The 25,582-nt window shown below is 68.8% G+C and carries 23 protein-coding genes; 9 read left to right on the top strand and 14 right to left on the bottom strand.

The features are described 5' to 3' along the window. Positions 1–183: 183 nt before the first annotated feature. From OC490_RS31055 to OC490_RS31045, 3 genes are all read right to left on the bottom strand, one after another. Positions 184–603, bottom strand: a complete 420-nt coding sequence (locus OC490_RS31055) for a hypothetical protein (RefSeq protein ID WP_262061331.1) — start codon at positions 601–603, stop codon at positions 184–186. A gap of 62 nt (positions 604–665) precedes the next feature. Further along, on the bottom strand, positions 666–1,079 hold the full coding sequence (locus OC490_RS31050; protein ID WP_262061330.1) for a hypothetical protein: 414 nt from the start codon (positions 1,077–1,079) through the stop codon (positions 666–668). Positions 1,080–1,493: 414 nt separating this feature from the next. After that, positions 1,494–3,785 (bottom strand): (Fe-S)-binding protein, encoded by a 2,292-nt coding sequence (locus tag OC490_RS31045; RefSeq protein ID WP_262061329.1) that lies wholly within the window; start codon positions 3,783–3,785, stop codon positions 1,494–1,496. A gap of 213 nt (positions 3,786–3,998) precedes the next feature. Between OC490_RS31045 and OC490_RS31040 the strand changes: the two genes are divergently transcribed. The 5 genes from OC490_RS31040 to OC490_RS31020 all read left to right on the top strand — a co-directional run bounded on the left by OC490_RS31040 (position 3,999) and on the right by OC490_RS31020 (position 9,288). Then, positions 3,999–5,021 (top strand): MraY family glycosyltransferase, encoded by a 1,023-nt coding sequence (locus OC490_RS31040; RefSeq protein WP_262061328.1) that lies wholly within the window; start codon positions 3,999–4,001, stop codon positions 5,019–5,021. A 96-nt stretch (positions 5,022–5,117) separates the two neighbouring features. Further along, positions 5,118–6,962 carry a molecular chaperone DnaK gene (dnaK, locus tag OC490_RS31035; protein ID WP_262061327.1) on the top strand — a complete coding sequence of 615 codons (1,845 nt, stop codon included), beginning with the start codon at positions 5,118–5,120 and terminating at the stop codon, positions 6,960–6,962. Beyond that, the gene (gene grpE / locus OC490_RS31030) at positions 6,959–7,609 is read left to right on the top strand and encodes a nucleotide exchange factor GrpE (protein ID WP_262061326.1); all 651 of its coding nucleotides are present in this window, start codon (positions 6,959–6,961) and stop codon (positions 7,607–7,609) included. The genes dnaK and grpE overlap by 4 nt, the downstream gene beginning before the upstream one ends. Before the next feature lie 33 nt (positions 7,610–7,642). Further along, on the top strand, positions 7,643–8,830 hold the full coding sequence (gene dnaJ / locus OC490_RS31025; RefSeq protein ID WP_262061325.1) for a molecular chaperone DnaJ: 1,188 nt from the start codon (positions 7,643–7,645) through the stop codon (positions 8,828–8,830). A 5-nt stretch (positions 8,831–8,835) separates the two neighbouring features. Then, on the top strand, positions 8,836–9,288 hold the full coding sequence (locus tag OC490_RS31020; protein ID WP_262061324.1) for a heat shock protein transcriptional repressor HspR: 453 nt from the start codon (positions 8,836–8,838) through the stop codon (positions 9,286–9,288). Between the two features lie 86 nt (positions 9,289–9,374). Here the strand turns inward: OC490_RS31020 and OC490_RS31015 are convergent, their stop codons facing one another. Then, entirely contained in the window at positions 9,375–11,354 is a 1,980-nt protein-coding gene (locus OC490_RS31015; RefSeq protein WP_262061323.1) for a PA14 domain-containing protein, read from the bottom strand. Positions 11,355–11,650: 296 nt separating this feature from the next. On the opposite strand from OC490_RS31015, the gene OC490_RS31010 reads away from it, so the two are divergent. Continuing rightward, positions 11,651–12,757, top strand: coding sequence for a sugar ABC transporter substrate-binding protein (locus OC490_RS31010; RefSeq protein WP_262061340.1), 1,107 nt, complete (start codon positions 11,651–11,653; stop codon positions 12,755–12,757). A 7-nt stretch (positions 12,758–12,764) separates the two neighbouring features. Here OC490_RS31010 and OC490_RS31005 read toward each other — a convergent pair whose 3' ends face one another. From OC490_RS31005 to OC490_RS30990, 4 genes are all read right to left on the bottom strand, one after another. Next, positions 12,765–14,795, bottom strand: a complete 2,031-nt coding sequence (locus OC490_RS31005) for a caspase, EACC1-associated type (protein ID WP_262061322.1) — start codon at positions 14,793–14,795, stop codon at positions 12,765–12,767. A gap of 2 nt (positions 14,796–14,797) precedes the next feature. Then, positions 14,798–15,175, bottom strand: coding sequence for an effector-associated constant component EACC1 (locus tag OC490_RS31000; RefSeq protein WP_262061321.1), 378 nt, complete (start codon positions 15,173–15,175; stop codon positions 14,798–14,800). Positions 15,176–15,256: 81 nt separating this feature from the next. Further along, entirely contained in the window at positions 15,257–15,439 is a 183-nt protein-coding gene (locus tag OC490_RS30995; RefSeq protein WP_262061320.1) for a DUF397 domain-containing protein, read from the bottom strand. A gap of 10 nt (positions 15,440–15,449) precedes the next feature. Beyond that, a complete protein-coding gene (locus OC490_RS30990) occupies positions 15,450–16,331 on the bottom strand; it encodes a helix-turn-helix domain-containing protein (RefSeq protein ID WP_262061319.1) in 882 nt (293 codons plus the stop codon). Positions 16,332–16,558: 227 nt separating this feature from the next. On the opposite strand from OC490_RS30990, the gene OC490_RS30985 reads away from it, so the two are divergent. Both OC490_RS30985 and OC490_RS30980 read left to right on the top strand, forming a co-directional pair. Continuing rightward, positions 16,559–17,017: an ATP-binding protein gene (locus OC490_RS30985; protein WP_262061318.1), complete on the top strand. Its 459-nt coding sequence runs from the start codon at positions 16,559–16,561 to the stop codon at positions 17,015–17,017. Between the two features lie 104 nt (positions 17,018–17,121). Next, the gene (locus OC490_RS30980) at positions 17,122–17,781 is read left to right on the top strand and encodes a Uma2 family endonuclease (RefSeq protein WP_262061317.1); all 660 of its coding nucleotides are present in this window, start codon (positions 17,122–17,124) and stop codon (positions 17,779–17,781) included. 20 nt (positions 17,782–17,801) lie between these two features. On the opposite strand, the gene OC490_RS30975 is transcribed toward OC490_RS30980, so the two are convergent. The 3 genes from OC490_RS30975 to OC490_RS30965 are packed head-to-tail and all read right to left on the bottom strand — an operon-like array spanning position 17,802 to position 21,119. Then, a complete protein-coding gene (locus tag OC490_RS30975) occupies positions 17,802–18,644 on the bottom strand; it encodes a transglutaminase family protein (RefSeq protein WP_262061316.1) in 843 nt (280 codons plus the stop codon). Position 18,645: 1 nt separating this feature from the next. After that, a complete protein-coding gene (locus tag OC490_RS30970; protein ID WP_262061315.1) occupies positions 18,646–19,578 on the bottom strand; it encodes an alpha-E domain-containing protein in 933 nt (310 codons plus the stop codon). Further along, positions 19,575–21,119: a circularly permuted type 2 ATP-grasp protein gene (locus OC490_RS30965; RefSeq protein ID WP_262061314.1), complete on the bottom strand. Its 1,545-nt coding sequence runs from the start codon at positions 21,117–21,119 to the stop codon at positions 19,575–19,577. The genes OC490_RS30970 and OC490_RS30965 overlap by 4 nt, the downstream gene beginning before the upstream one ends. A 262-nt stretch (positions 21,120–21,381) precedes the next feature. On the opposite strand from OC490_RS30965, the gene OC490_RS30960 reads away from it, so the two are divergent. After that, complete coding sequence (locus tag OC490_RS30960; RefSeq protein WP_262061313.1) at positions 21,382–22,440, top strand: helix-turn-helix transcriptional regulator; 1,059 nt, start codon at positions 21,382–21,384, stop codon at positions 22,438–22,440. Here OC490_RS30960 and OC490_RS30955 read toward each other — a convergent pair. Genes OC490_RS30955 through OC490_RS30945 form a run of 3 tightly spaced genes read right to left on the bottom strand, consistent with a single transcriptional unit; the run spans position 22,403 to position 25,409 of the window. Further along, a complete protein-coding gene (locus OC490_RS30955; protein WP_262061312.1) occupies positions 22,403–23,386 on the bottom strand; it encodes a helix-turn-helix transcriptional regulator in 984 nt (327 codons plus the stop codon). The two genes, OC490_RS30960 and OC490_RS30955, sit on opposite strands and share 38 nt — an antisense overlap. Then, the gene (locus tag OC490_RS30950; protein WP_262061311.1) at positions 23,383–24,375 is read right to left on the bottom strand and encodes a helix-turn-helix transcriptional regulator; all 993 of its coding nucleotides are present in this window, start codon (positions 24,373–24,375) and stop codon (positions 23,383–23,385) included. The genes OC490_RS30955 and OC490_RS30950 overlap by 4 nt, the downstream gene beginning before the upstream one ends. Beyond that, complete coding sequence (locus OC490_RS30945) at positions 24,372–25,409, bottom strand: helix-turn-helix transcriptional regulator (RefSeq protein ID WP_262061310.1); 1,038 nt, start codon at positions 25,407–25,409, stop codon at positions 24,372–24,374. The genes OC490_RS30950 and OC490_RS30945 overlap by 4 nt, the downstream gene beginning before the upstream one ends. Positions 25,410–25,582: the final 173 nt, after the last annotated feature.

Raw genomic sequence — 25,582 nt, 5'->3', positions numbered from 1 at the left:
TCCCCGGCCGCTCGCTCGCTTCTCAAACGGGCTGGAGCGGACCGAGTCAAGGGTGGAGCGCAGCGGAATCGCCGCAGGCGACGCGACCGCAGGGAGCGCCCTTTACTCGGTCCGCGGAAGCCCGACACTGACAAAGAAGCGAGTGGCCCAACGGTGACTTGTGAAGCCACGTCCACTGTCGCGTCATGACGTACAGACGTTCTTGAGTTTGTCCGCTGCCGCGTCGATCTTGCTGGAATCCGGGTTCGTATCGCCGTTCAGGATCGCCTTGTTGTAGTCGGAGATCGCCTTGTCCAGGTCGTCGACCGCCTTGTTGACCTTGCTGTTGTCCGAGTCCGCGTTGATCTTTTCGAGGTTCTTGTCGATCGTCGTGATGGATTCGTCGGTGCGGGTCGGATCCTTCGCCGCGTCGACGCCCGCATCGTGGATCGCCCTGAGGCTGTCGGAGATCGTGTTCCAGTTCTTCAGGCAGTTCAGGGAGTTGGAGGCGTCGGAGGTGTCGGTCGGGTCGCAGGCCGTCAGGAGTCCGGCCGTCAGGGCTATGGCTGCGGCTGTCGTAGCCATGGTGGCCGTACGGCGGACGCGCGGGCGGTGCGTGGTCATGGGAAGCCTTTCGGATCGGATCGGAGCGGGTTCGGTATGGGACTGCGGTGCGGATCGGACCGTCAGGCCCAGGGCTCGTCCGCCGAGGTGAGGGGCGACGTCTTGGCCGGTCCCTTGCGGAGGTTGGAGATCAGGCCGCCCGCCGCGCCCAGGGAGACCAGGCCCATTCCGGCCGCCGTCGCGATGCCCTTGGCGCCGTCCATGGCGAAGTAACTGACCACGGCCACACCGCCGTTGAACAGGAACAGGAAGCACAGGGTCGACGTCTTCGACAGAAACGCCTTGATCTTCGGCTTCTTCGCGATACGCGAGCCCGTCAGCAGCGAGACGGCGATACCGGCGAAGGTCGCCGCGGTCTTCGCCGTACCGTCGAGCACGGTGCCGGAGGCCGTGCTCGCGGCGAGGCCGCCGATGAAGAACGACCACAGCAGCAGGTTGGCGATGAACGACTGCACGGTGGCGAGCAGCGATTTCACGGGATTTCCTTCGGGGCTCGGTGAGGAGGAGGGGAGGATCGGAGGGGCCTGATCTCTGGTCTCTACGATTCCGTCGCGCGCTCGCTGTCACGAGGGACCGTTCTCCCGAATGCATGGTGTAGTGCGCTACACCATGGGGCTGCTGGGGGAGCAGGGGGCAGGGGGGGGCAGGGGGCAGGGGGGAGCGGCCGGGCGGGGTGCGGGAGGACCTGAGCGAGGACGTCGTGAAGGGTGGGTGCCTACACCTCCGACAAGCCCCGCGCCGGTACCGGGGCCGAGGTTCTCTGGAGCGCCTTCACGCCGCCCGCGGGTCTTCAGCGGCTGGCCTGGTCCCCTGGGGTTCAGAAGGGGACGACAACGCCCCGCACTCTGCAGTGAGAGTGCGGGGCGTTGTCGTAGCGGACTGGTCGGTTGTTACTTGACCGGCTCGGGTTCCGGGGCGTTCTCCGGTTCCGCGGTGCCGGCCGGGGGCTCGTCCTCGGCCGGCTTCCTGACCGAGTCCAGGAGCAGCTGCGCTACGTCGACCACCTGGATCGACTCCTTCGCCTTGCCGTCGTTCTTCTTGCCGTTCACCGAGTCCGTGAGCATGACCAGGCAGAAGGGGCAGGCCGTGGACACGATGTCCGGGTTGAGCGAAAGGGCCTCGTCGACGCGCTCGTTGTTGATGCGCTTGCCGATGCGCTCTTCCATCCACATGCGGGCGCCGCCCGCGCCGCAGCAGAAGCCGCGTTCCTTGTGGCGGTGCATTTCCTCGTTGCGGAGGCCGGGGACGCTGGCGATGATCTCGCGCGGGGGCGTGTAGATCTTGTTGTGGCGGCCCAGGTAGCACGGGTCGTGGTAGGTGATCAGACCTTCCACCGGCGTCACCGGGATCAACTTGCCTTCGTCGATCAGGTGTTGGAGCAGCTGGGTGTGGTGGATGACCTCGTAGTCGCCGCCGAGCTGCGGGTACTCGTTGCCGATTGTGTTGAGGCAGTGCGGGCAGGTCGCGACGATCTTCTTCGAAGACTTCGGCTTCGCGGACTCCGGCACCACCTTGCCGTCGTCGTCCATCTCCTCGCCGAACGCCATGTTCAGTGCCATGACGTTCTCCATGCCGAGCTCCTGGAACAGGGGCTCGTTGCCGAGCCTCCGCGCCGAGTCGCCCGTGCACTTCTCGTCGCCGCCCATGATGGCGAACTTGACGCCCGCGATGTGGAGGAGTTCCGCGAAGGCCTTCGTGGTCTTCTTGGCGCGGTCCTCCAGGGCGCCGGCGCAGCCGACCCAGTACAGGTACTCGACCTCGGTGAGGTCCTCGATGTCCTGGCCGACGACCGGGACCTCGAACTCGACCTCCTTGAGCCACTCCAGGCGCTGCTTCTTGGCGAGCCCCCAGGGGTTGCCCTTCTTCTCCAGGTTCTTGAGCATCGTGCCCGCCTCGGACGGGAATGCGGACTCGATCATCACCTGGTAGCGGCGCATGTCGACGATGTGGTCGACGTGCTCGATGTCCACCGGGCACTGCTCGACGCAGGCGCCGCAGGTGGTGCAGGACCACAGGACGTCGGGGTCGATGACGCCGTTGTCCTCGAAGGTGCCGATGAGCGGGCGCTCGGCTTCCGCCAGAGCCGCGGCCGGTACGCCGGCCAGCTGCTCCTCCGTCGCCTTCTCCTCGCCCTCCATGGACTTGCCGCCGCCCGCGAGCAGGTAGGGCGCCTTGGCGTGCGCGTGGTCCCGGAGGGACATGATCAGGAGCTTGGGGGAGAGCGGCTTGCCGGTGTTCCACGCGGGGCACTGCGACTGGCAGCGACCGCACTCGGTGCAGGTGGAGAAGTCGAGCAGGCCCTTCCAGGAGAACTGCTCGACCTGGGACACGCCGAAGACGTCGTCGTCGCCGGGGTCGGTGAAGTCGATCGGCTTGCCGCCCGACGTCATCGGGAGCAGCGCACCCAGGGACGTACCGCCGTCCGCGTTGCGCTTGAACCAGATGTTCGGGAACGCCAGGAAGCGGTGCCAGGCGACGCCCATGTCGGTCTTCAGGGCGACCGTGATCATCCAGATGAAGGAGGTCGCGATCTTCACGCCGGCGAAGAGGTACGTGAGGTTCTGGAGGGTGGAGACGTCCAGGTGCTCCAGGCCCGACACCACCGGGTACGAGATGAAGAAGGACGCCTCGTAGGCGTCGACGTGGTGTTGGGCGCCTTCGAGCGCGTGCAGCATGAAGATGCAGACGCCGACGATGAGGATGACGGCCTCGACGAAGTACGCCTGGCCGAAGTTGGAGCCGGCGAAGCGGGACTTGCGGCCCGGTTTGTTCGGCTTGCTGAGCTGGCGGATGACGATCAGGGCGAGGATGCCGAGGACCGTCATCGTGCCGATGAACTCGACGAAGACGTTGTACGGCGCCCATTCGCCGATGACCGGCAGCAGCCAGTCGGCCTGGAAGAGCTGGCCGATGGCGTTGACGATCGTCAGCAGCAGCGAGAAGAAGCCCACCGCCACGAACCAGTGCGCGACCCCGACGACGCCCCAGCGGTTCATCCGGGTGTGCCCGAGGAACTCCTTGGCCACGGTGACGGTCCGCTGGACGGGTTCGTCGGTGCGGGTGCCCGCGGGCACGTTCTGGCCGAGTCGCATGAAGGTGTAGATCTGCAGGACGGCGCGGGCGAACAGCGCCACACCGACCACGATCAGAACCAGCGACACGATGATCGCGGCGAGTTGCATTTCAGGGCTCCTCGGGCCTGCGAGGGGTCATTACCAAACCAAGAACATTACTAAGCGGTAACTTAATCGGTCCGACCGAGATTACCCCCATTCTCTGTCGCACTGTAGCCAGCGGTGCGGTGATCTATGTCGCTGAGGGTTGCCTTAAAAACCTGTGGCGGTCCGATCGTGTTATTCGTACTGAATTGGTACATTTGCGTCTAATTTGGAACCGTGCTCTACGGGATTCTCGCCGCCACGACCGCCCTCCTCCTCTCCGCCCTCCTCGCCGCGCTGCTCCGGGTGCCCGCCCTGCGCGCCCGGATCGTCGACCGGCGGCGGCGCACGCGCCCGGTACCGCTGCTCGGGGGACTGGCCGTCGTGATCGCCGTCGCGGCGGTGACCTGGGGGTGCGACTGGACCGGTGTCGCGCCGCTGGGGCATGGCGTCGCCGGCCTGCTGACCGCCGGGTCCGCCGTGGCCGCGCTCGGGCTGGTCGCCGACGTGTGGCGGCTCAAGACGCGGTTCCTGGTTCTCGGTACGGCGGTGGCGGCGGCCTGTGTCGTGCCGTACGGCGAGCTCGGGGTGCCCGGCGGGCTGCTCGCGGCGGCCTGGATCGTGTTCGTCGCCGCCGCCTTCAAGGGGCTCGATCACGCCGACGGGCTCGCGGGGACCGTGGGGGTGGTCACCGCCTTCGGGGTGGGGGCCTGTGCCGCGATGGAAGTGATGGACGGGCTCGCGGTGTTGTTGAGTGTGCTGGCCGCCGCGCTCACCGGGTTCCTGATGCACAACTGGCATCCCGCGCGGATCGCGCTCGGCGCCTGCGGGTCGCTGTTCACGGGCTTCGTGCTCGCCTCGGCGGCCGTGGTCACCCGTGCCGGGCACGACCTCGCGTCCAGCGCGGGCGTGCTGTTCGCGCTCACTGCCGTCGCGAGCGCCGACGCCGTGCTGGTGCTGCTGTCGCGGCGGCTGGCCGGGCGGGCGCTGCTGCGGGGCGGCCCGGACCATCTCGCCCACCGGCTGCGGCGGTTGGGGCTCACTCCGCAGGGGACGGTGGTGCTGCTCGGGATCGGGGGGTTCTCGGGGGTGACCGTGGGAGTGCTCGTGCACAACGGGTGGGCGGGTGAATCCGCCGTGATGTGGGTGGCGGGCGGGGCCCTGGTCGTCGTATTCGGACTGCTCAAAGTCTCTGTCTACGGGGGGCGACGGGCCGGATCGTCGCAGGTCGGGGGGCGGTTGCGTGTAAGGAACGGATAAGAGTTGAGTCTGCTCGACTCAGCTCTGTTGACCCAGCGGTGAGTGTCGTGCACACTTGAGTCCGTTCCACTCAAGTCATTGCTGGAGGAATCAACCATGGCACGTGCGGTCGGCATCGACCTGGGCACGACTAACTCCGTCGTCAGCGTTCTTGAAGGCGGCGAGCCCACCGTCATCACCAACGCAGAGGGCGCCAGGACCACGCCGTCCGTCGTCGCCTTCGCCAAGAACGGCGAGGTGCTCGTCGGAGAGGTGGCCAAGCGCCAGGCGGTCACGAACGTTGACCGGACCATCCGTTCCGTGAAGCGCCACATGGGCACGGACTGGAAGATCGAGCTGGACGGCAAGAGCTTCAACCCGCAGCAGATGAGCGCCTTCATCCTGCAGAAGCTGAAGCGCGACGCCGAGGCGTACCTGGGCGAGAAGGTGGCCGACGCGGTCATCACCGTGCCGGCGTACTTCAACGACTCGGAGCGTCAGGCGACGAAGGAGGCCGGCGAGATCGCGGGCCTGAACGTCCTGCGCATCGTGAACGAGCCGACGGCCGCGGCGCTGGCGTACGGCCTCGACAAGGACGACCAGACGATCCTCGTCTTCGACCTCGGTGGCGGCACCTTCGACGTGTCCCTCCTGGAGATCGGTGACGGCGTCGTCGAGGTGAAGGCCACCAACGGCGACAACCACCTCGGTGGTGACGACTGGGACCAGCGGGTCGTCGACTACCTGGTGAAGCAGTTCGCCGCCGGCCACGGCGTGGACCTGGGCAAGGACAAGATGGCCCTGCAGCGTCTGCGCGAGGCCGCCGAGAAGGCCAAGATCGAGCTGTCCAGCTCCACCGAGACCTCGATCAACCTGCCCTACATCACGGCGTCCGCCGAGGGCCCGCTGCACCTGGACGAGAAGCTCACCCGCGCCCAGTTCCAGCAGCTGACGGCCGACCTGCTGGAGCGCTGCAAGACGCCGTTCCACAACGTCATCAAGGACGCCGGCATCTCCATCAACGAGATCGACCACGTCGTCCTCGTCGGTGGCTCCACCCGGATGCCCGCCGTCGCCGAGATCGTGCGCGAGCTCACCGGCGGCAAGGACGCCAACAAGGGCGTCAACCCGGACGAGGTCGTCGCCATCGGCGCGTCCCTCCAGGCCGGTGTCCTCAAGGGCGAGGTCAAGGACGTCCTGCTCCTCGACGTCACCCCGCTGTCCCTCGGTATCGAGACCAAGGGCGGCATCATGACCAAGCTGATCGAGCGGAACACGACGATCCCGACCAAGCGGTCCGAGATCTTCACCACCGCCGAGGACAACCAGCCCTCCGTGCAGATCCAGGTCTACCAGGGCGAGCGCGAGATCGCGGCGTACAACAAGAAGCTCGGGATGTTCGAGCTGACCGGTCTGCCGCCGGCCCCGCGCGGTGTCCCGCAGATCGAGGTCTCCTTCGACATCGACGCCAACGGCATCATGCACGTGACCGCGAAGGACCTGGGCACGGGCAAGGAGCAGAAGATGACCGTCACCGGCGGCTCCTCGCTGCCGAAGGACGAGGTCGACCGCATGCGCCAGGAGGCCGAGCAGTACGCGGACGAGGACCACCGTCGCCGCGAGGCCGCCGAGTCCCGCAACCAGGGCGAGCAACTCGTCTACCAGACGGAGAAGTTCCTCAAGGACAACGAGGACAAGGTCCCCGGCGACGTCAAGACCGAGGTCGAGGCCGCCGTCGAGGAGCTGAAGGCCACGCTGAAGGGCGAGGACACCGCCGAGATCCGCACCGCCACCGAGAAGGTCGCCGCGGTCTCGCAGAAGGTCGGCCAGGCCATGTACGCCGACGCCCAGGCCGCGCAGGCCGCGGGCGGCGACGCCCCGGGCGCCGAGGCTCCGCGGGCGGACGACGACGTGGTGGACGCCGAGATCGTGGACGACGAGCGCAAGGACGGTGCCGCGTGACGGAGGAGACCCCGGGCTTCGACGAGAAGCCTGATGTCCCTTCCGGCGCCACCCCCGACGACGCCGAGCCGCAGGCCGCCTCCCCCTCCAGTGGGGAGGGGGCGGCCCCGGCAGGGGACGCAAGTGCTCAGATCGCCGGTCTGACGGCCCAGCTGGACCAGGTGCGCAAGGCGCTCGAAGAGCGCACCGCGGACCTCCAGCGGCTCCAGGCCGAGTTCCAGAACTACCGCCGCCGTGTCGAGCGCGACCGGATCGCGGTCAAGGAGATCGCCGTGGCGAACCTCCTGACCGAGCTGATGCCCACGCTCGACAACATCAACCGCGCGCGGGAACACGGTGAACTCGTCGGCGGTTTCAAGTCGGTGGCGGAGTCGCTGGAGACCGCCGCGGCGAAGATGGGACTGCAGCAGTTCGGCAAGGAGGGCGAGCCCTTCGACCCGACGATCCACGAGGCCCTCATGCACTCGTACGCGCCGGACGTCACGGAGACGACCTGCGTGGCGATCCTGCAGCCCGGGTATCGCATCGGCGAGCGCACCATCCGCCCCGCGCGGGTGGCCGTGGCCGAGCCGCAGCCCGGGGCGCAGGCGGCCAAGGACGAGTCCGAGGCCGGCGACGAGAAGGACAACGGCCCTGAGGAGGGCTGACGCAGACACCGGGCGGAAGGAGGGACGTCGAGGATGAGCACCAAGGACTTCATCGAGAAGGACTACTACAAGGTCCTCGGCGTCCCCAAGGACGCCACCGAGGCCGAGATCAAGAAGGCGTACCGGAAGCTCGCCCGCGAGTTCCACCCGGACGCCAACAAGGGCAACGCCAAGGCCGAGGAGCGCTTCAAGGAGATCTCCGAGGCCCACGACATCCTCGGTGACCCCAAGAAGCGCAAGGAGTACGACGACGCCCGCTCGCTCTTCGGCAACGGCGGCTACCGCCCGGGGCCGGGCGGCGCGGGCGGCGGCAACTTCAACTTCGACCTGGGCGACCTCTTCGGAGGCGGCGCCCAGGGCGGCGGCACCGGTGCCCCCGGCGGCTTCGGCGGCGGGATCGGCGACGTCTTCGGCGGCCTGTTCAACCGGGGCGGCGCGGGCACGACCCGTACCCAGCCCCGGCGCGGCCAGGACATCGAGTCCGAGGTCACGCTCAGCTTCACGGAGGCCATCGAAGGGGCCACGGTCCCGCTGCGGATGTCCTCGCAGCAGCCCTGCAAGGCCTGTTCGGGCACCGGCGACAAGAACGGCACACCGCGCGTGTGCCCGACCTGTGTCGGCACCGGCCAGGTGGCGCGCGGCTCCGGCGGCGGCTTCTCGCTCACGGACCCGTGCCCGGACTGCAAGGGCCGGGGCCTGATCGCCGAGCATCCGTGCGCCGAGTGCAAGGGCAGCGGGCGCGCCAAGTCGTCGCGGACCATGCAGGTCCGTATCCCCGCGGGGGTCACGGACGGCCAGCGCATCCGGCTGCGCGGCAAGGGCGCACCGGGTGAACGGGGCGGTCCCTCGGGCGACTTGTACGTCATGGTGCACGTCGACACGCACCCCGTGTTCGGCCGCAAGGACGACAACCTCACGGTGACGGTCCCGGTGACGTTCGCCGAGGCGGCGCTGGGCGGCGAGGTCAGGGTGCCCACCCTGGGCGGACCCCCGGTGACGCTGAAGCTGCCGCCGGGCACCCCCAACGGCCGGACGATGCGGGCCCGCGGCAAGGGCGCCTTCCGCAAGGACGGCACCCGGGGAGACCTCCTCGTGACCGTCGAGGTGAGTGTCCCCAAGGACGTCACGGGGAATGCTCGTGACGCACTTGAGGCGTATCGAGAGGCGACCGCGGGCGAGGACCCGCGGGCGGAGCTGTTCCAGGCCGCGAAGGGAGCATGAGAGTGATGGACGGCCGTCGACGCAACCCGTACGAGCTGACCGAGGAGACCCCGGTCTACGTCATCTCGGTGGCGGCCCAGCTCTCCGGCCTGCACCCGCAGACGCTGCGCCAGTACGACCGCCTCGGCCTGGTCTCCCCGGACCGTACGGCCGGGCGCGGCCGGCGCTACTCGGCCCGCGACATCGAACTGCTGCGCACCGTCCAGCAGTTGTCGCAGACCGAGGGCATCAACCTGGCCGGCATCAAGCGCATCATCGAGCTGGAGAACCAGGTCGTGGCGCTCCAGCAGCGCGTCGCCGAACTCCAGGCGGCGGTCGACGGAGCGGCGGCGGCGATCCAGCAGCGCGAGGCGGCGGTACACGCTTCGTACCGGCGCGACCTGGTGCCGTACCAGGAGGTCCAGCAGACGAGTGCGCTGGTGGTGTGGCGGCCGAAGCGGCAGCAGTCCTCGGACTGACGACTGACGCGCACGCAGCAAGAAGGGGCCCGGAGGTTCACCGACCTCCGGGCCCCTTCCGCGTCCGCGTGTGCCGGTGGGGCGGGTCAGGAGGCCGGCGGTACGGCCACGCTCACCAGGACCGGCAGGGAGACGGTGCCGTCCTCGCGGACGCCGACGACCTGGTACCACAGGGACGTTCCGGTCGGGGGAGCGACGTCCTTCGGCCCGTAGAGCGGGTCGTAGTCCAGCGCGTCGAAGGTGGCGGTCCTCGGGTTCCAGCGGGTGGCCCGGAAGCTCTGGTATTCCTCCGTGCCCGCGGGGGACCAGCCGTGCACCTGCACACTGCCGATGCCGGAGAGAGACGCGTAGGCGCCGTGGGTGGCCCCGGCCGGGGTCTCCACCGTGGGCCGCAGATCGTGCTCGGTGAGGTGGACCGTGGTGCCGGCGCCGACGTTCTGGGCGAAGTCGGCGGGCCGGACGGCGTAGCAGAGGTGCTCGCCGTCGGCGACGTCGGTGTCCTGCCACGACGTCACGGTCAGGTCGCTGGTGTACCAGAGCTGCTCGGCGGCCGTGCAGGTTCCGTCGACGGTCGTGCCCCGCCACACGGTGTACCGGTCGAGGTCGGCGTCCGTCACCGGCGACCAGGTCAGGACCGTGCCCCAGTCCTCGACGGTGGCGGTCAGGGACGCGGGCGCCGTGGGCGCCTGCCGGTCGGTACCGGTGGTGCCGGTTGCCGACTCGCCGCTGCGCAGGCCCTCCTTGTCGCCGCTGTCGTAGCCGCTGACCGCATAGCGGTAGGTGGTGCTCCTGCCCGCCGACCAGTCGGTGCACAGGTAGTGGCGGTTGCCGTCGGCGAGTGTGCGCCGGGTCCAGCCGCAGCGTTCGGTCACCTCGACCCAGTCGGTGCTCGTGCCGGTGGCGCGGTAGATCCGGAAGCCCATGTAGGACCCGCCGGTCTCGCGGTCGGTGTCCCAGGTCACGGTGACCGCGCCGGCCTGGGGGAAGACCTGGCCGATCGTGGGCGCGGCCACCAGGCGGCGGGCGGTGCTGGACGTGGAGTAGGCGGTGAACCGGCCGCTCGCGTCGAGCGCGGCGACGTGGTACTGGTTCGCGGCGGAACGCGTCGTACGGGTGTCGGTCATCGACGTGCCCGTGGTGTTCCAGATGGCGCCCTCGTCGGCGCTGGAGGCGTAGCGGACCACCCGGTACTTGACCGCCCCCGGCACCGGGTCCCAGCGCAGGGCGATCCCGGTGTCGGTGCCGGTGGCGGTGAAGGCGGTCGGCGCGGTGACGGCGAGGCTGGTCACCGCGGCGGTCGAGGTGGCGGCCGAGTAGTTCCTGGCCTTGTCGTAGGACCGGACCAGGTATTCGTACGTCTCCCCGGTGGCGGGTGGGGTGTCGGCGTACGAGGTGGCGGTCGCCCCCAGGTCGCGCAGGACCTGCCAGCCGGTGGTGCCCGTCACGCGTCGGGAGACCCGGTAGCCGCCCAGGTCCATCTCGACGTTCTTCCGCCAGGTCAGCCGGGCCTGCTGGGTGGGGGTGTCGTAGGTCGCCGCGGTGCCGGCCGGGGCGAGCGGCTTGACCTTGTCGACCGTGGCCGCAGTCCGGGGCGTGTACGCGAACTTCACGGTCGCTTTGCCGGTCCAGTTGACGTAGTCGACGCGGAGGGTGTGTTTGCCGGACGGGACGGTGAGGTTCACCGTCTTCTTCGCGGTGCTGGAGATGTTCTTCCAGAGGTTGATCTTGCGGCTGCCGTCGAGGTAGACGCGGATGCCGTCCTGGGCCGAGGCGGCGAAGGAGAAGGGGCCACCGGAGCCGAAGTCACGGGTCACGCTCCAGCGGACGGCGAAGTTGTCCTTGGGGAGGCTGGTGGCGGGTGCGCCGGTCCAGTTCTGGTCGATCGCGTTGTCGCAGTCCGTCTTCTTCGGGGTGCCCTTGAACGTGGTGTTCGCGAAGAACTGCCGCTTGTAGACGGGGGAGTTGCAGGTCGCGGCGGCCGAGGCGCTCGCGGCGGTGCCGCCGAGCAGGCCGCCCGCGACGGAGAGGGCCACGGCGGTGGCCGTTGCGTGTCGGGCTCGGGTCATGCGTCCCCCAGTCGGATCGGATACGGCGACAGACGGCCGTCGACGATCACGACTCGTGAGGAACGGACTTGGTTGTGCTGATCTTTGCCCGTTCATGAACTCCCGTTGAGTGGAGGGTCCGTAAAGAGCGTTTGGATGGGATTCCGCAACGTCTCCACATACCAAACGGAACGTGGTGTTGCCATCTCGTTAAGTAGTTCCGCTTGACGCCGACGGCCGCAGCCGCGTTGGCTTTTCAGTCACCTGGGCTGCAATGCTGCACCCACGTCCGGACGGCACCAGAAGTGAGCACACCAATGCGTCGTATCGCCATATCCGTGGCCGCGTCCTCGCTGGCCCTGCCCCTGGCCGCCTGTGGCGTGCTGAACTCGTCGGGGAGCAGCTCGGACGCCACCCCGGCCAAGGGCAACGACATCACGGTGGGCGTCCTGATGCCGGAGAAGACGAACACGCGGTACGCGGAGTTCGACTTCCCGATCATCAAGTCGACGGTCAGCGAACTGACCGACAAGAAGGGCAAGGCCGAGTACCAGAACGCGGGCGGTGTCGCGAGCGTCCAGGACAAGCAGATGCAGAAGATGATCGACGAGAAGGTCGACATCATCATCCTCGACTCCGTCGACTCGCACCTCATCCTGCCCATGGTGAAGAAGGCCAAGACCGCCGGCATCCCGGTCATCGCCTACGACCGCCTGGCCGAGGGGCCGATCGACGCGTACGTCTCCTTCGACGGCGAACTCGTCGGCGAGGTGCAGGGCCGTTCCCTGGTCGAGGCGCTGGGCAGCAACGTGGACACCTCCGACAAGGTCGTCATGATCAACGGCTCGCCGACCGACCCCAACGCCGGGGTGTTCAAGGCGGGGGCGCTGTCCGAGCTGCAGGGCAAGGTGACGGTCGCCGCGAGCTACGACACCAAGGCCTGGGACCCGGTCGTCGCACAGTCGGAGATGACCAAGGCGATCGACCGGCTCGGCAAGGACAACATCGCCGCGGTGTACTCCGCCAACGACGCGATGGCCGGCGGCGTCATCAAGGCCCTTCAGAACGCGGGCGTGACGAAGATGCCGCCCATCACCGGCCAGGACGCCGAACTCCCCGCCGTGCAGCGGATCGTGACCGGCGAGCAGTACATGAGCGTCTACAAGCCCTACCCCGACCTGGCGGAGGCCGCCGCGAAGATCGCGGTCGCCAAGGTCCAGGGCAAGGACATCGAGTTCGACGCGCTCACCCGAGACTCGGTGGACAGCCCCACCAACAAGAAGATCCCCGCGCAGCTGGTGTCCGTGGTCGCGCTGACGAAGGACAACATCGCGTCGACGGTGGTCGCGGACGGGATCTACAAGATCTCCGACATCTGCACCAGCAAGTACAAGACGGCTTGCGAGTCGGCCGGGCTGAAGTAGGCCAGGGTCAGTCGGCGGCCACGATGGCGTGCAGCCGGGTGTCGTCGCTGCCCACGTACACGACTCCGTCCACCACGGCGGGCGAGGACACGACGGGCCCACCGGTCGGGAAGCGCCAGCGCTCCCGGCCGGTGACGGTGTCCACGGCGTAGACGCTGCCGTCGTCGCTGCCGAAGTAGACGGTGGTCCCGATGACGGCCGGGGTGGTGCGGACCGGGCCCATGGCCGTGAAGCGCCACTTGACCTCGCCGGTGGCCGCGTCGAGGGCGTACAGGTGGTTGTCGTCGTTGCCGACGTACACCGTGTCGTTCGCAGCCAATGGGGCGGATCGGATGGCGCTGCCAGTGTCGTAGCGCCATGTCCGCAGCCCGTTCGAGGTGTCGAGGGCGTGGAGTTCGCCGCGCAGGTTGCCGACGTAGAGGAGACCCTCGTACAGGGCGGACGGGCCGGATACGGGGCTGTTGACGACGCGGGTGCCCCACTTCTTGCGCCGGGTGTAGGCGTCGAGGGCATACACGTGGCTGCCCTTGTTGCCGAGGATCGCCAACGAGCGGTCCAGCGTGACCCACTGGAGCGTCTTCATGCCGACGGAGAAGTGCCAGTGCTCGGTGCCGTGTTCGGCGTTCAGCATGTACAAGGTGCCGCTGTTGCCGACGCACACCCGGTCGGCGACGACGCCCACCGTCGCGGACACACCGACCCTCCCCTCGGCGAAGTCCCAGCGCCCCTGTCCGGTGCCCGTGTCGGTCGCGTACAGGGCCCGTCCCGCGGTGGCGTACACGAGCTCGCCGTGGACCGCCGGGGTCGACCGCACGGGCCCGGCGTTGAGCGCGCGGCTCCACCTCCGCTCCCCGGTTGCCGCGTCCACGGCGTGCAGGGAACCGCCGTCGTCGCCCAGGTACACCACCCCGTCCACTACGGTCGGGGCGGACCGCACGCAGTTGTCGGTCTGGAAGCTCCACAACTGGGTACCGGACGCAGGGGGCGGGGGAACGGCCTTGACGGGGGAGGGAGTTGGCGCGGGCGCGGGAACGGCCTTGACGGGGGCGGGTGTTGGCGCGAGGACCGGCGGGGCTGGGTCCTCGACGGCAGGCCCGTCCCGGAGATGCGAAGCCGCCGCCCTCGACACGCTGCGGCTGTCGTCGTCCGTCAGGCGCCGGAGTTCCTCCTCCGCGAGGCCGCGTACCGTCTCGTTGCCGATGCGGTACAGGTGGGCGAGGGATTCCACCGCGCCGAGCCGGTCCGTCGCGATGGGGCTGCGCAGGGCGTGCCGAAGATGCGCGGGCAGCGCCCAGTTCACGTTCCGGGCGATGACGATGCGGCCTTCGACGTCGTCCTGTTTCTTGGGCCGCTGCCGCGGCATCTCGTCGACGACCTTGTCGTGGACGTAGGCGTACAACTCGTCGAGCGTGATGTTGCCGTCGCCGTCGAGGTCGGCGCTGCCGTCGCGCAGGCCCTGCACCAGATGCCGGGTGAAGACCGACTGCTGGGCGCTGCCGCTCACCTGGTCCCCCTCGAACGAGTACTGGGTGGCGTCCGAGGCGGTGAGCACCGTACGGCCGCGGCCCTGGAAGCGTTCGAGCGTGTGCACGTCGGCGTCGGACTTGGTGGCGAGCCGGCCGGCCGGGAAGGCGCCGCTGTAGCAGCAGTCGAGGATCAGGACCTGTCGGCGCGACATGCATCTGCTCATGGCCCGGTCGATCTGCTCGGCGGGCAGCGACGTGAACAGGAGGTTGTCGTGACGGGTATTGGCCGCGGCGAGATGAAGCCGACCCTCGTCGTCCTTGAGGCCGTGACCCGTGAAGTAGAGCAGGGTGAGGTCGTCGTGGTGGCGGTGGTGGTGAAAAAGTTCGCCAAGGGCCTCGCCGATCCGGTGGTGCGGCTCGTTGACGAGAATCGTGACGTCGAAGCCTGCGATGTCCGGGTCGCGCAGCACTTCGGCGAACGCCTCCGCGTCGTGACCGGGCGCCGTCAGCCCGCGCAGACCTTTGTCCTCGTACGCGTACGTCGCGACGAGCAGGGCCAGTCTTTGTCCCACGGTCACTCACCCGACCGGTAGCGGCGCACGAACTCGTCGATCAGCTTCTGACGTTCCTCGGCGGACGCCTGTTCCAGTTCGATCGTGTCGCCGTTGATCGTCACCGAGACGCGGTGCTTGGCGGACTGCCGGCCGAGCCAGTCCCGCAGCGTCTCGACGAGGGCGGGGAGGACCCCGCCGGAGGCGCTCAGGGCCAGCACCACGGCTCCTGCGGTCACCGGATCGACCGCCTTGGCCCCCTCGGGCGGCGCGCCGCCCGACACTGCGTGCAGCGCGTCGATGTCGAGCCCGCGCATCTCGGCACGAAGCCCGGTGGCGAGCCGCTCGGTTTCCTCGCGATCCGCGTCGCCGTCCGGCGTCAGACTCAGCAGTGCGTCCATGGTGTTACCCCCTGACCCAGTGTGGTGAGCCGTGACGTTCGGTGGGGGAACTTCTATGAAGTCGACGTACTTTGCTGGAAGTCAGGCCAGGGTTTTGATGCCCAACAGCAGCGCGGCGAGCCCTTCGGGGCCGGTGGCGAGGACGACGTCCGGGGTGTCGCTCTCGCGGAGGCGGATCGTTTTGTCGGGGGCGGTGGCGACGTAGAGGCACTCGCCCTCGGGGCCGCCGCTGAAGGTCGACTTCTGCCAGGCGAGTTCAGTCATCGGGGCCTCCCTAGAGGGTGTAGAGCACATGCTGGATGAGTGCCAGCGAGTCCTTCACCGAGTGTGTTTCTGGGGCCAACGATACGTCGACGGGGGCGAGGGCGTTCTCCGACAGGTACCGGAACAGCCCTTCGTATCGGCCCAGGCTCTGTCTGTCACCCAAGTATGTGAGGCCGAGGGGTAGTTCGAGCAGTACGGTGCCCAACTCCGGAACGTCTGGGATCGCGTGGACGAAGTTGCCGCTGAGGGCGGGGTGCGCCTGGGCGGTGAACGGATAGATCTGGATGGTGACGTTGGGCAGCCGCGCCAGTTCGATGAGGTGCAGCAACTGCTCTCGGACCACGTTGACTCCGCCGAACCGTAGGTGCAGGGCGGACTCGTGGATCACAGCATGCACAGAGGGCGGGTTCTCGCGGGTGAGTACCCGCTGTCGCTCCATACGGAACTCCAGGGCGCCTTCGCTTCGTTCGAAGCCCAGGCCAGGAGTGGCGAAGATGGCTTGGGCGTAGTCGGCCGTCTGGAAGAGCCCCGGGATCAACATCGACTGGTGCATTCGAAGGGTCGTGCAACTCGCTTCCAGCTCAGCCGTGTTGAGCGCATCCAGGCTGCGGCGCTTCTTGTAGGCGCTCCACCAGCCCTTGCCGGTTGCCTCGGACATGGCGACCAGGGCCTCGACATGTGCCTTATTTGTACAACCGTAGAGTTCGCAGAGCTCAAGGAGTCGTGGGGTCAGAACGGTCGTCTTGCCCGTCTCGATCTGGCTCAGCTGAACGCGGCCCATGCCGATCCGCTCGGCTGCTTCACCGCCCGCCAACCCTGCCTGTTCGCGCAGGTGTTTGAGCTCGAAGCCGAGTCGCCGCTGGCGCTCGCTGATGGTGGTGCGTAGTCCCACGCGTCTCTCCTTGTCGGTGTATCCGAAGTCTGCCCTGGTGGTGGGGAGTGGTCCACCGATTCGGCGATTAGGTTGTTAATGAAATACCTTACGCGCTACCTTGAGTGCGGAATCGGCCACGTAAAGAAACCGTTCAACTCTCCCTGCCTGTAAGCCGACAGAGCACCCGCGCCTCGCGGGCGACGCCATCGCGAGGCTCGACCCCTCGCCCCAAGGAGCCGCTCCCCGTGGACCCAGCCCGCCGAGCCCCGCACCGTCCCGCCCAACTGACCCACGACTACAGCCTCTTCGCCCCCGCCGACGCCACCGCGCCCCGCGTCTGCCGTGACTTCGTGCGCGCCGTCCTCTTCACCCACGACCGCGAGCCTCTCGTCATGCCGGCGGCCCTGTGCACTTCGGAACTCGTCACCAACGTTCACCTGCACACGAAGGGTTCCGCGATGATCCGCCTCCGGCTCGGCCCGGCCCGCCTCCGTGTCAGCGTCTTCGACGAGAGTCCGGACCCGCCTGTCGTCACGCACGCCGCCGCCGGGGCGATTGCCTGCTGGGGGCGGGGGCTCGCCCTCGTCGCGGAGATGGCGGACACGTGGGGCGTCGTCGACGGGAGGGCGGGGCGGTTTGCGAAGGGGGTGTGGTTCGAGCTGGGCGGGGGCGGTGGATCGTTCCGCCTTCACTCGAACAGGTGAACTGGGGGTGTATCCCCTGGTCAGCCGTATAGCCGTACCTACCGTGATCGCGTCGCTTGTGCCCCAAGGGACGTCAAGCCCACACTTGAGGAGGTGATGCCGCCATGACCGCTCTTGCGCACGAGAGGCCCGAGACCATGACTGAGGCCAGGACCGAGTCCGTGTCCCTGTCGGAGAACGGACCCGAGCTGGACGAGGTCCTGTGGCAGGCATGGAAAGCCATGGAACTCCCCGAGGGCTACCGCGCCGAAATCATCGAGGGAGCCATCGAGGTGTCGCCCACTGGTCGTCTGTCCCACGCGCAGATCATCAATCGTTTGCGTCGGGCGCTGGACAGGTTTCTGGACGACGGCGAGTACGCCTGCCATCAGGACGTCAACGTCATCCACAAACGCAAGGGATGGATCCCTGACGCCTTTGTTGCCCCCGAAGACCTCGACCCGTACGCAGATGAAGACGGCCTGGGGGTAGAGGCCAAGGTGCTTCACCTCGTCGTCGAAGTCGTCAGTCCGGGCAAACGGAACCAGGACCGCGACCGCATCCGCAAACGCCGCGAGTACGCCCGCGCCGAGATCCCCATGTATGTCCTCATCGACGACTACGACGGCCAGGGCGCCGTAACCCTCTTCACCGGCCCCCGCCCCGACAAGGCCGACTGGGAGGACATCCACCGCGTCCCCTACGGCACCGACGTCACCATCCCGGAGGGCCCCGCCAAGGGATTCGTGATCGGGGAAGCGATCACCGGCCCGAAGCGGGGCTGAGACAGGACGCGAACCGGGGGCTACGCCACCCGCGTGAACTCCACCGTCACCTCCGGCGGCCCCCCGGCCACCCCCCGGTAGATCCCCTTGTGCGGAGTCACGTCGTCATAGTCCCGCCCCCGCCCGACCACCACATGGGACTCGTCCGGCCGCGTCCGGTTCGTCGGGTCGTAGCCGCACCAGTCTTCCGCCCAGTACTCGATCCACGCGTGGCTCTGGCCGGCCACCGGGCGGTGCAGCTCCGCCTCCCGCTCGGGGTGGAGGTAGCCGGAGACGTAACGCGTGGGCAGGCCCAGGCCGCGCAGCAGGGCGATGGTGACGTGGGCGATGTCCTGGCAGACGCCCGCGCCCTGTTCCCAGGCCTCGGCGGCGGAGGTGTTCACTCCGGTGACGCCGGGGAGGTACGACACCCGGTCGGCGACCAGCGCCGAGACGGCCACCGCGGTCTCGTGCGGGTCGAGGCCCACGGCCGCCTTCCTCGCCTTCTTCAGCAGCTTCGGCGGGACCGTCGTACGGACCGTGGGGCCGATGAACTCCAACAGGCGGGAGTTCGTGGTGCGTTCGGTCACCTCCTGCCACGTGGGCGCGGGGCCGAGTGCGTCCGGCGGGGAGGTTTCGACCAGGCTCGACGCCGTGATCGTCAGGTCCGCGTGCGGGTCCATCAGGTCGAAGCCGGTGACCTGCGTGCCCCAGTAGTCCCAGTACGACCAGGTCGGGGTCGTCGGGTTCACGGTCACGCGCGCGTCCAGCGTCGTCTGGCCGGGGAGCGTCAGCGGGGTCATCCTCACCTCGTTGTGGGAGGAGACGGCCGCCTGGGCGTACGACACGCGGGTGGTGTGGCGGATGCGAAGCCTACGGGACATCTCAGGCTCCTTCCTGGGCCCACTCGACGGGGCCCTGGTACGGGAAGAACAACTCCGCCACCGCCTCCGCCGAGGCCATGCAGGCGTGCTGCAAGTCCTTGAGGAGTGCGGGGAGTTGTTCCTCCAAGGCGTGCGAGTCCAGGTATTCGAGGCGGGTGCGGAGCCGGCCGATGGGGCGGCGCGCGGGGTCCTGGCGCTGGCGGCCCAGCGCCGTGAGGCACTCCTCGGCCGTCGTCAGCGCGTGCAGTGCCGAGCGGGGGAAGTCCCGGTCCAGGAGCAGGAATTCGGCCACGCGCGGGGTGTCGCCGAAGCCGCCGTACACCCGCGCGTACGCCTCGTCGGCGCCCGAGGCGCTCAGCAGTGTCGGCCAGTCGGGCGCGTGCGCGGCGTCCAACACCCGTACCGACAGCAGCCGTACGGTCATGTCCACCCGTTCCAGGCTGCGGCCGAGGACGACGAAACGCCAGCTGTCGTCGCGGCTCATCGTGGAGTCGGCGAGGCCGAAGAACAACGCGGCGCGTCTGCGCACGAGTTCGAGATAGGCGTAGGGGCCGGTGCGGCGGGCCGCGAGGCGTTGGTCGGCCAGCGCGTGCCAGGTGGAGTTGAGGCACTCCCACATCTCCGAGGAGACGGCCTCGCGGGCGCTGCGGGCGTTGAGGCGGGCGGCGCCGAGCGCGCCCTCGATGGAGCAGGTGGAGCGGGCGTCGAAGGCGAGCTGGTCCAACACCTGCTGCATGTCGACGCGTTGGCCGCCCGCGTCGACCCCGAGGATCGCGTACAGCGACCGGCAGGCCACGTCCTCGTCGCGCCAGGGGTCCTCCAGCATGCGGTGGAGGTAGGCGTCGAGGATGCGCCCGGTGGTGTCGGCGCGCTCGACGTAACGGCCCGTCCAGGTCAGGGCCTCGGCTATCCGGGAGAGGATCACGTCGTTCACTGCTGCGCCCCTTCCTCTACGAGCGTGGGGTTGCCGTCGGGGCCGTGCTGGCGGGGTGCCACCTCGGGCAGTCCGCCGTCCGGGGCCAGTGGTTCGGGGTGCTCGGCGGGGCCCTCGGCGAGTACCCAGGTGTCCTTGGAGCCGCCGCCCTGGCTGGAGTTGACGATCAGGTTGCCCTCCTGGAGGGCGACGCGGGTGAGGCCGCCGGGGAGCACCCAGACGTCGGTGCCGTCGTTCACGGCGAACGGGCGGAGGTCGATGTGGCGGGGGGCCATGCGTTCACCCGCGAGGGTGGGGGAGGTGGACAGGGCGACGGGGCGCTGGGCGATCCAGCCGCGCGGGTCGGCGGCGACGGCTTTGCGAGTGCGTTCGATGGTCTTCGCGTCGGCCTTGGGTCCGATGACGATGCCCTGGCCGCCGGCGCCGTCCACCGGCTTGATGACCAGCTGGTCGATCTGGTCGAGGACCGCCTCCAACTGGCCCGGCTCGTCAGGGCGGTACGACTCCACGTTGGGGAGAATCGGTTCCTCGGAGAGGTAGTAGCGGATGAGATCGGGGACGTAGGTGTAGAGGAGTTTGTCGTCCGCGATGCCGTTGCCGACCGCGTTCGCGAGTGTGACGTTCCCGGCCTGCGCCGCGTTCATGATGCCCGGGCAGCCGATCACCGAGTCGGGGCGGAAGTGCAGCGGGTCGAGGAAGTCGTCGTCGAGGCGCCGGTATACGACATGGACGGGCACCTCGCCGCGGGTGGTGCGCATCCACACCCGGTTGTTGCGGCAGGTGAGGTCGTGCCCGACCACCAGCTGCACGCCCATCAGCCGGGCGAGCAGGGCGTGTTCGAAGTAGGCGGCGTTCCCCGGCCCCGGGGTGAGGACCACGACTCTGGGGTCCTGCGTCCCGGCGGGCGCGGCGGCGCGCAGCGCGGCCAGCAGCCGCCCCGCGTACCCGTCGACGGGGACCACGTGCTGCTCGGCGAAGAGGGACGGGAAGATCCGCGTCATGGCGCGGCGGTTCTCGATGACGTACGACACCCCGCTGGGGACCCGCACGTTGTCCTCCAGGACCCGGAGGTCCCCTGCCTCGTCGCGGACGAGGTCGATGCCGGCGACATGGATGCGGACCCCGCCCGGTGGCTCGACGCCCTGCGCGGCCCGATGGAAATGAGCCGAGTTGAGGAGCAGCCGCCAGGGCACGACCCCGTCCTCGAAGGCGCGGCAGTGCGCGTAGGCGTCGGAGAGGTAGGCCTCAAGTGCCCTTACCCGTTGCGCCACTCCGCGCTGGATGAGGTCCCACTCCAGCGCGTCGATGATCCTCGGCACCAGGTCCAGCGGCCAGGGCCGTTCCTCGCCCGCGAAGGCGTAGGTCACACCGCGGTCGGTGAACGCGCGGGCCATCTGGTCCGCGCGGAAGCGCAGTTCACTCGGCTCGATCGGTTGGAGTGCCGCCAGTACCGGCTCGTAGGCGGTTCTGACCTCACCCGGCCGCACAAACATCTCGTCCCACGCATCGGCCAATGCGTATGCGTCAAATATGTCCGCCATGAGGGGACGTTAGAGGCGGTACGTAACACGACGATCTCTGAGTGATTTCCGGCAGCTCACGCGGAAAGTGATACGGCGAAGTGGCCGGCGGCCGTGGCCCGGTACCCCCCAGCTTGTTGCAAGGTGGCGGGCGGAGGTAGGTAGATAGTGGACGATATTGGTTATTTTCGGGTCCCGTTCGAGGGGGAGCCGTGTTGCGGAGCAGGTCGGGTCCGCGCATAGTTGCGCTGCAAAGAGCCGGGAACCGGGGGTGGGATGGGCGATGGCCGGGCACGGGACGGACGAGCATCCACACGGTGCTGACCGACTCTGCGACGCCGGGGACCTCGTGTACTCCCGGGCCGTACGGCGGGGCCGGGTGCCGCGCACGGACGCCGAACCGGTGCCGTGTCTGCTGGAGCTCGCCCTCCTCCACCCCGACCCCGACGACATGGACTGGCTGGTGCCGACCTCTCCGCAGGAGGTCATGACCCGGCTGCTGCGCGGGGTCTACGAAGAGGTCAGCGAGAGCCACCGGCGGGTGGGTTCGGCGGTCGACGCCTTCGAGCGGTACGCCGGTCTCGGCCGCCGTGTCGAGGCGTCGGCGTTGGCGTCCGGGGCCCTGGAGGGCGCCGCGATCCGTGTCCTGGACGGCCTCGCCCGCATCCAGGCGGCGATGGACGACGCGACCGAGGCGTGCACCGGCGAGGTCCTCACCGTCCAGCCCGGCGGCATCCGTCGCGAACCGGAACTCACCGAGGGCCTGCACCGCGCCCTGGCCCTGCGTTCGCGCGGGGTGCGGATGCGCGACCTGTACACCCATGTCGCCCGGCACGGCCAAGGCCTGCTGAACTACCTGGAGTTGATGGGCGACGCGGTCGAGGCACGGACGCTGGACGAGGTCGTGGACCGCCTGATCCTGTTCGACCGTACGGTCGCCTTCATCCCCGCCAACGCCGACCACACCATGGCGCTGGAGCTGCGCCACCCGGCGCTGATCGACTACTTCGTCACGGTCTTCGACCGGCTGTGGCGCCTCGCGATCCCCGTCGCGGCCCCCCTGCCCGACACCGGCATCGAGGGCATCTCCCACCGCGAACAGTCCATCGCCGCCCTGCTCGCGGAGGGCCACCAGGACGCGGTGATCGCGGAACGGCTCGGCATAAGCGTCCGCACCTGCCGCGCCCATATCGCCCGGCTGTCGGAGACGCTCGGCGCGGCCAGCCGTACCCAGCTCGGCGTCCGTATCGCCCAGGTGGGCCTGGACGGCGCCGCGTCACGGATGCCGGACCTGCCCGCCCAGCTCACCCCGGTGGATCAAGAATCCCCGACTGTCCTATGAGGTAGCCGAGTTGGGCCCGGCTCTCGCTGCCGAGGGTCGCGGCGAGCTTGGCGATGTGGACCCGGACGGTCCGGATGTTCATGCCGAGGCGGTTGGCGATGACGGCGTCGGTGTGGCCCTCCACGAGCAGGGTGGCGATGGCGCGTTGGCGGGCCGTGAAGCCGTTGAGGGAGGGAGGCCGGACCGTTTCCGGGTACATGGGGGCGGCGAGGTGCCAGAAGCGGTCGAAGACCGTGACGAAATGGGTGAGCAGTGCCGGGTGGCGGACTTCGAGGGCCTTCGTCCGGTCCGCGTTCGCGGGAATGAAGGCGACCGTGCGGTCGATGACGATGAGGCGGTCGGTGACCTCGTCGAGTGTCCGGGCCTCGGCGTCGCCGCTCAACTGCTCGTAGCGGGCGAGGACTGCGGGCAGATGGCGGAGCGCGTGCGGGTACAGGGTGCGGATGCGACCGCCGCGGTCGAGGAGGACCTGATCCTGTTTCAGGGCGTCGAGGCTGAGTTCGAGGGACTCGGGATTCCGTCTGCGCGGCTGGATCGCCAGCACCTCCCGGGACGCCTCGGCCATGGCTTCGGCGATGGCCCCGTTGATGTGGTCGAAGGTGCTCAGGACGTTGATCGTCTCGGTACCGGAGGTCCCCGACCGGCGGCCGTCGATGCGCAGGAGCGGTTCGAAGGCCTCGGCCAGTCGCTCCTCGCGGCGCCGTTCGTCCGCGATGCGCGCCCCCGAGGTACGCAGCAGCCGGTGGAGCGCCACGGCCGGGGCGACCGGCTCCAGCCGGCCCGGGTCCGTGGCGGCCGGATGCAGCAGACCGTGGCCGATCAGGCACGGAGCCGTGTCGGCGTCCGCGCGGTTCACCCACCCTTCGCGCAGGGCGCGTTCGTACAGCTGAGTTCCGGCGGGACACAGGTCTTCCACACCGTGTTCCGCGTGGGGCGGGGATGTCACTCCGCCGCTCCCTCCTGTCTGAGAATTCCGGACTCTGCGATGAGGTAGCCGAGTTGGGCCCGGCTCTCGCTGCCGAGGGTGGCGGCGAGTTTGGCGATGTGGACGCGGGCGGTGCGGATGTTCAGGCCGAGGCGGTGGGCGATGACGGCGTCGGTGTGGCCCTCGATCAGCAGGCCGGCGATGGCGTGCTGGCGGGGGGTGATGCCGTTCAGGGAGGGCTGGTGGACCGCCTCGGGGTGCATGGGGGTGGCGAGGTGCCAGAGGCGGTCGAAGGTGTTCACGAAGTAGTCGATCAGCGTGGGGTGACGGACTTCGAGGGCGAGGGTGCGGTCCCTGTTGGCGGGGATGAACGCCACCTGCCGGTCGACGACGAGGAGGCGGTCGGTGACCTCGTCCAGCGTGCGGGCCTCCGCGTCGCCGTGCAGTTGCTCGTAGCGGTACAGGGCGACGGGGTTGTAGCGCTGGGTGTGCTGGTAGAGGGTGCGGATACGGCCGCCGCGGTCCAGCAGGGCCTGATCGCGGGCCAGGGCGAGGGCCTGGGCCTCGGGACTCGGCCGGGTGTCGCGGTTGGTGCTGGGCTGGATGGCGAGCAGTTCGTCCGTGGCGTCCGCCATGACCTCGCTGATCGCCTTGTTGATGCGGTCCATGCCGCGGAGGACTGTGAGGGTCGGCGCGTCCGTGGCTGCCGTACCGGAGCTGTCGAGCTGCACCAGCGGGCCGAAGACGGTCTCCAGGCGCTCCTCCCGGCGCCGCTCGTCCGCGATGCGCTCCGCGGACCTCCGCAGCAGCCGGTGGAGCACGAAGGCGGGCGCGACGGGCCGTAGCCAGCTCAGGTCCTCGATCTCGGGCTGCAGCAGCCCGAGACCGACCAGACACGGTGCCTCGTCGGTGTCGTCGACCCGCACGCGACCGGCTTGCAGGGCGCGGACGTACAGGCTCAGACCCGCTGCGCACAGGTCGTCCGCTCCGTGTGTGTGCGCCCCGGTCACAGCGAACCGTCTCCTCCAGGCGTCGGGTGGTCCTGGTTCAGGATCCCCGACTGCGCTATGAGGAAGCCGAGCTGCGCGCGGCTGCCGCTGCCCAGGGCCGTGGCGAGCTTGGCGATGTGGGCCCGGCACGTCCGCACGTTCATGCCCAGGCGCCGGGCGATGGCCTCGTCGACATGGCCCTCCACGAGGAGCTTGGCGATGGAGTGCTGGATGTTCGTGATGCCGTCGGGGGCGGTTTCGTAGGGTGCGCCGGCACTCAGCGGGACCGCGCGGCTCCACATGAACTCGAAGACCTTGATCAGGTAGCTCACGAGGCCGGGGTGGCGCAGTTCCAGGGCGACCTGGCGGTCGTCCTGGATGGGGATGAACGCGACTGTCTCGTCGCAGATGATGAGGCGCTCGACCAGTTCGTCGATGGTGCGGTACTCCACCTTGCCGTCGGTGAACTTGTCCACCCACGCGAGCCGCTCCGGGCTGTACCTGGCCGTGTGCTGGTAGAGGGTTCTGATCCGCACCCCTCGATCGATCAGCGGCCTGTCGCGCTCCAGCGCCTCGATGAGCCGGCGTTCCGGGTGGCGGTGGCTCGGCTGGACCGCGAGCACCTCGTTCTGGCACTGGGCCGTCGCCAGGTCGAGCGCCGCGTTGATGCGGTCGAGTCCTTCCAGTACGGAGATCGAGTGAGCGGACTCCGTCACCTGGGCGCTGAGCGCCATGAACGGCTCGAACACGTCGGCCATCTCGATGGACAGCCGTCGGCGGTCCGTTATCTCACGTTCGATGGGGTTGAGCCGCTGAGCCAGCGCGATCGCCGGAGGGACCGGGCGCAGCCAGTTCGCGTCGTCGGGATCGGGGTGGAGCAGGGCGAACTCCATCAGACAGGGAGCGAGCTCCACGTCCGTGCGGGCGATACGTCCCGTGCGGAGCGCGTTCGCGTAAAGACGACCTCCTTCCTCACACAACTCCGTCACAGAATGGGGATGTGTCGCTTTAGTCCGATTGATTGTCAAATCTCCACCCCCCAGGGTCCTGAACATGCAGGAACATGATGCACCGATCGTGTGGCCATGACGTGCCCGAATGAGCCATCGTCTTACTCGACGGGGGAAGAGGGGACCTTCAAGTGAGGACGAAGCCGACTATGCGTAAGAGAATGCTTCGCTCGGTGCTTGTCGCCGCCTTCTCCGCCGTTGTGGCCTTCGGAACACTG

Source organism: Streptomyces sp. STR69 (assembly GCF_024519455.1).
GTDB lineage: Bacteria > Actinomycetota > Actinomycetes > Streptomycetales > Streptomycetaceae > Streptomyces.
The sequence above is the reverse complement of the archived record's forward strand: the minus strand, read 5'-3'. Positions and strand labels throughout refer to the sequence as shown.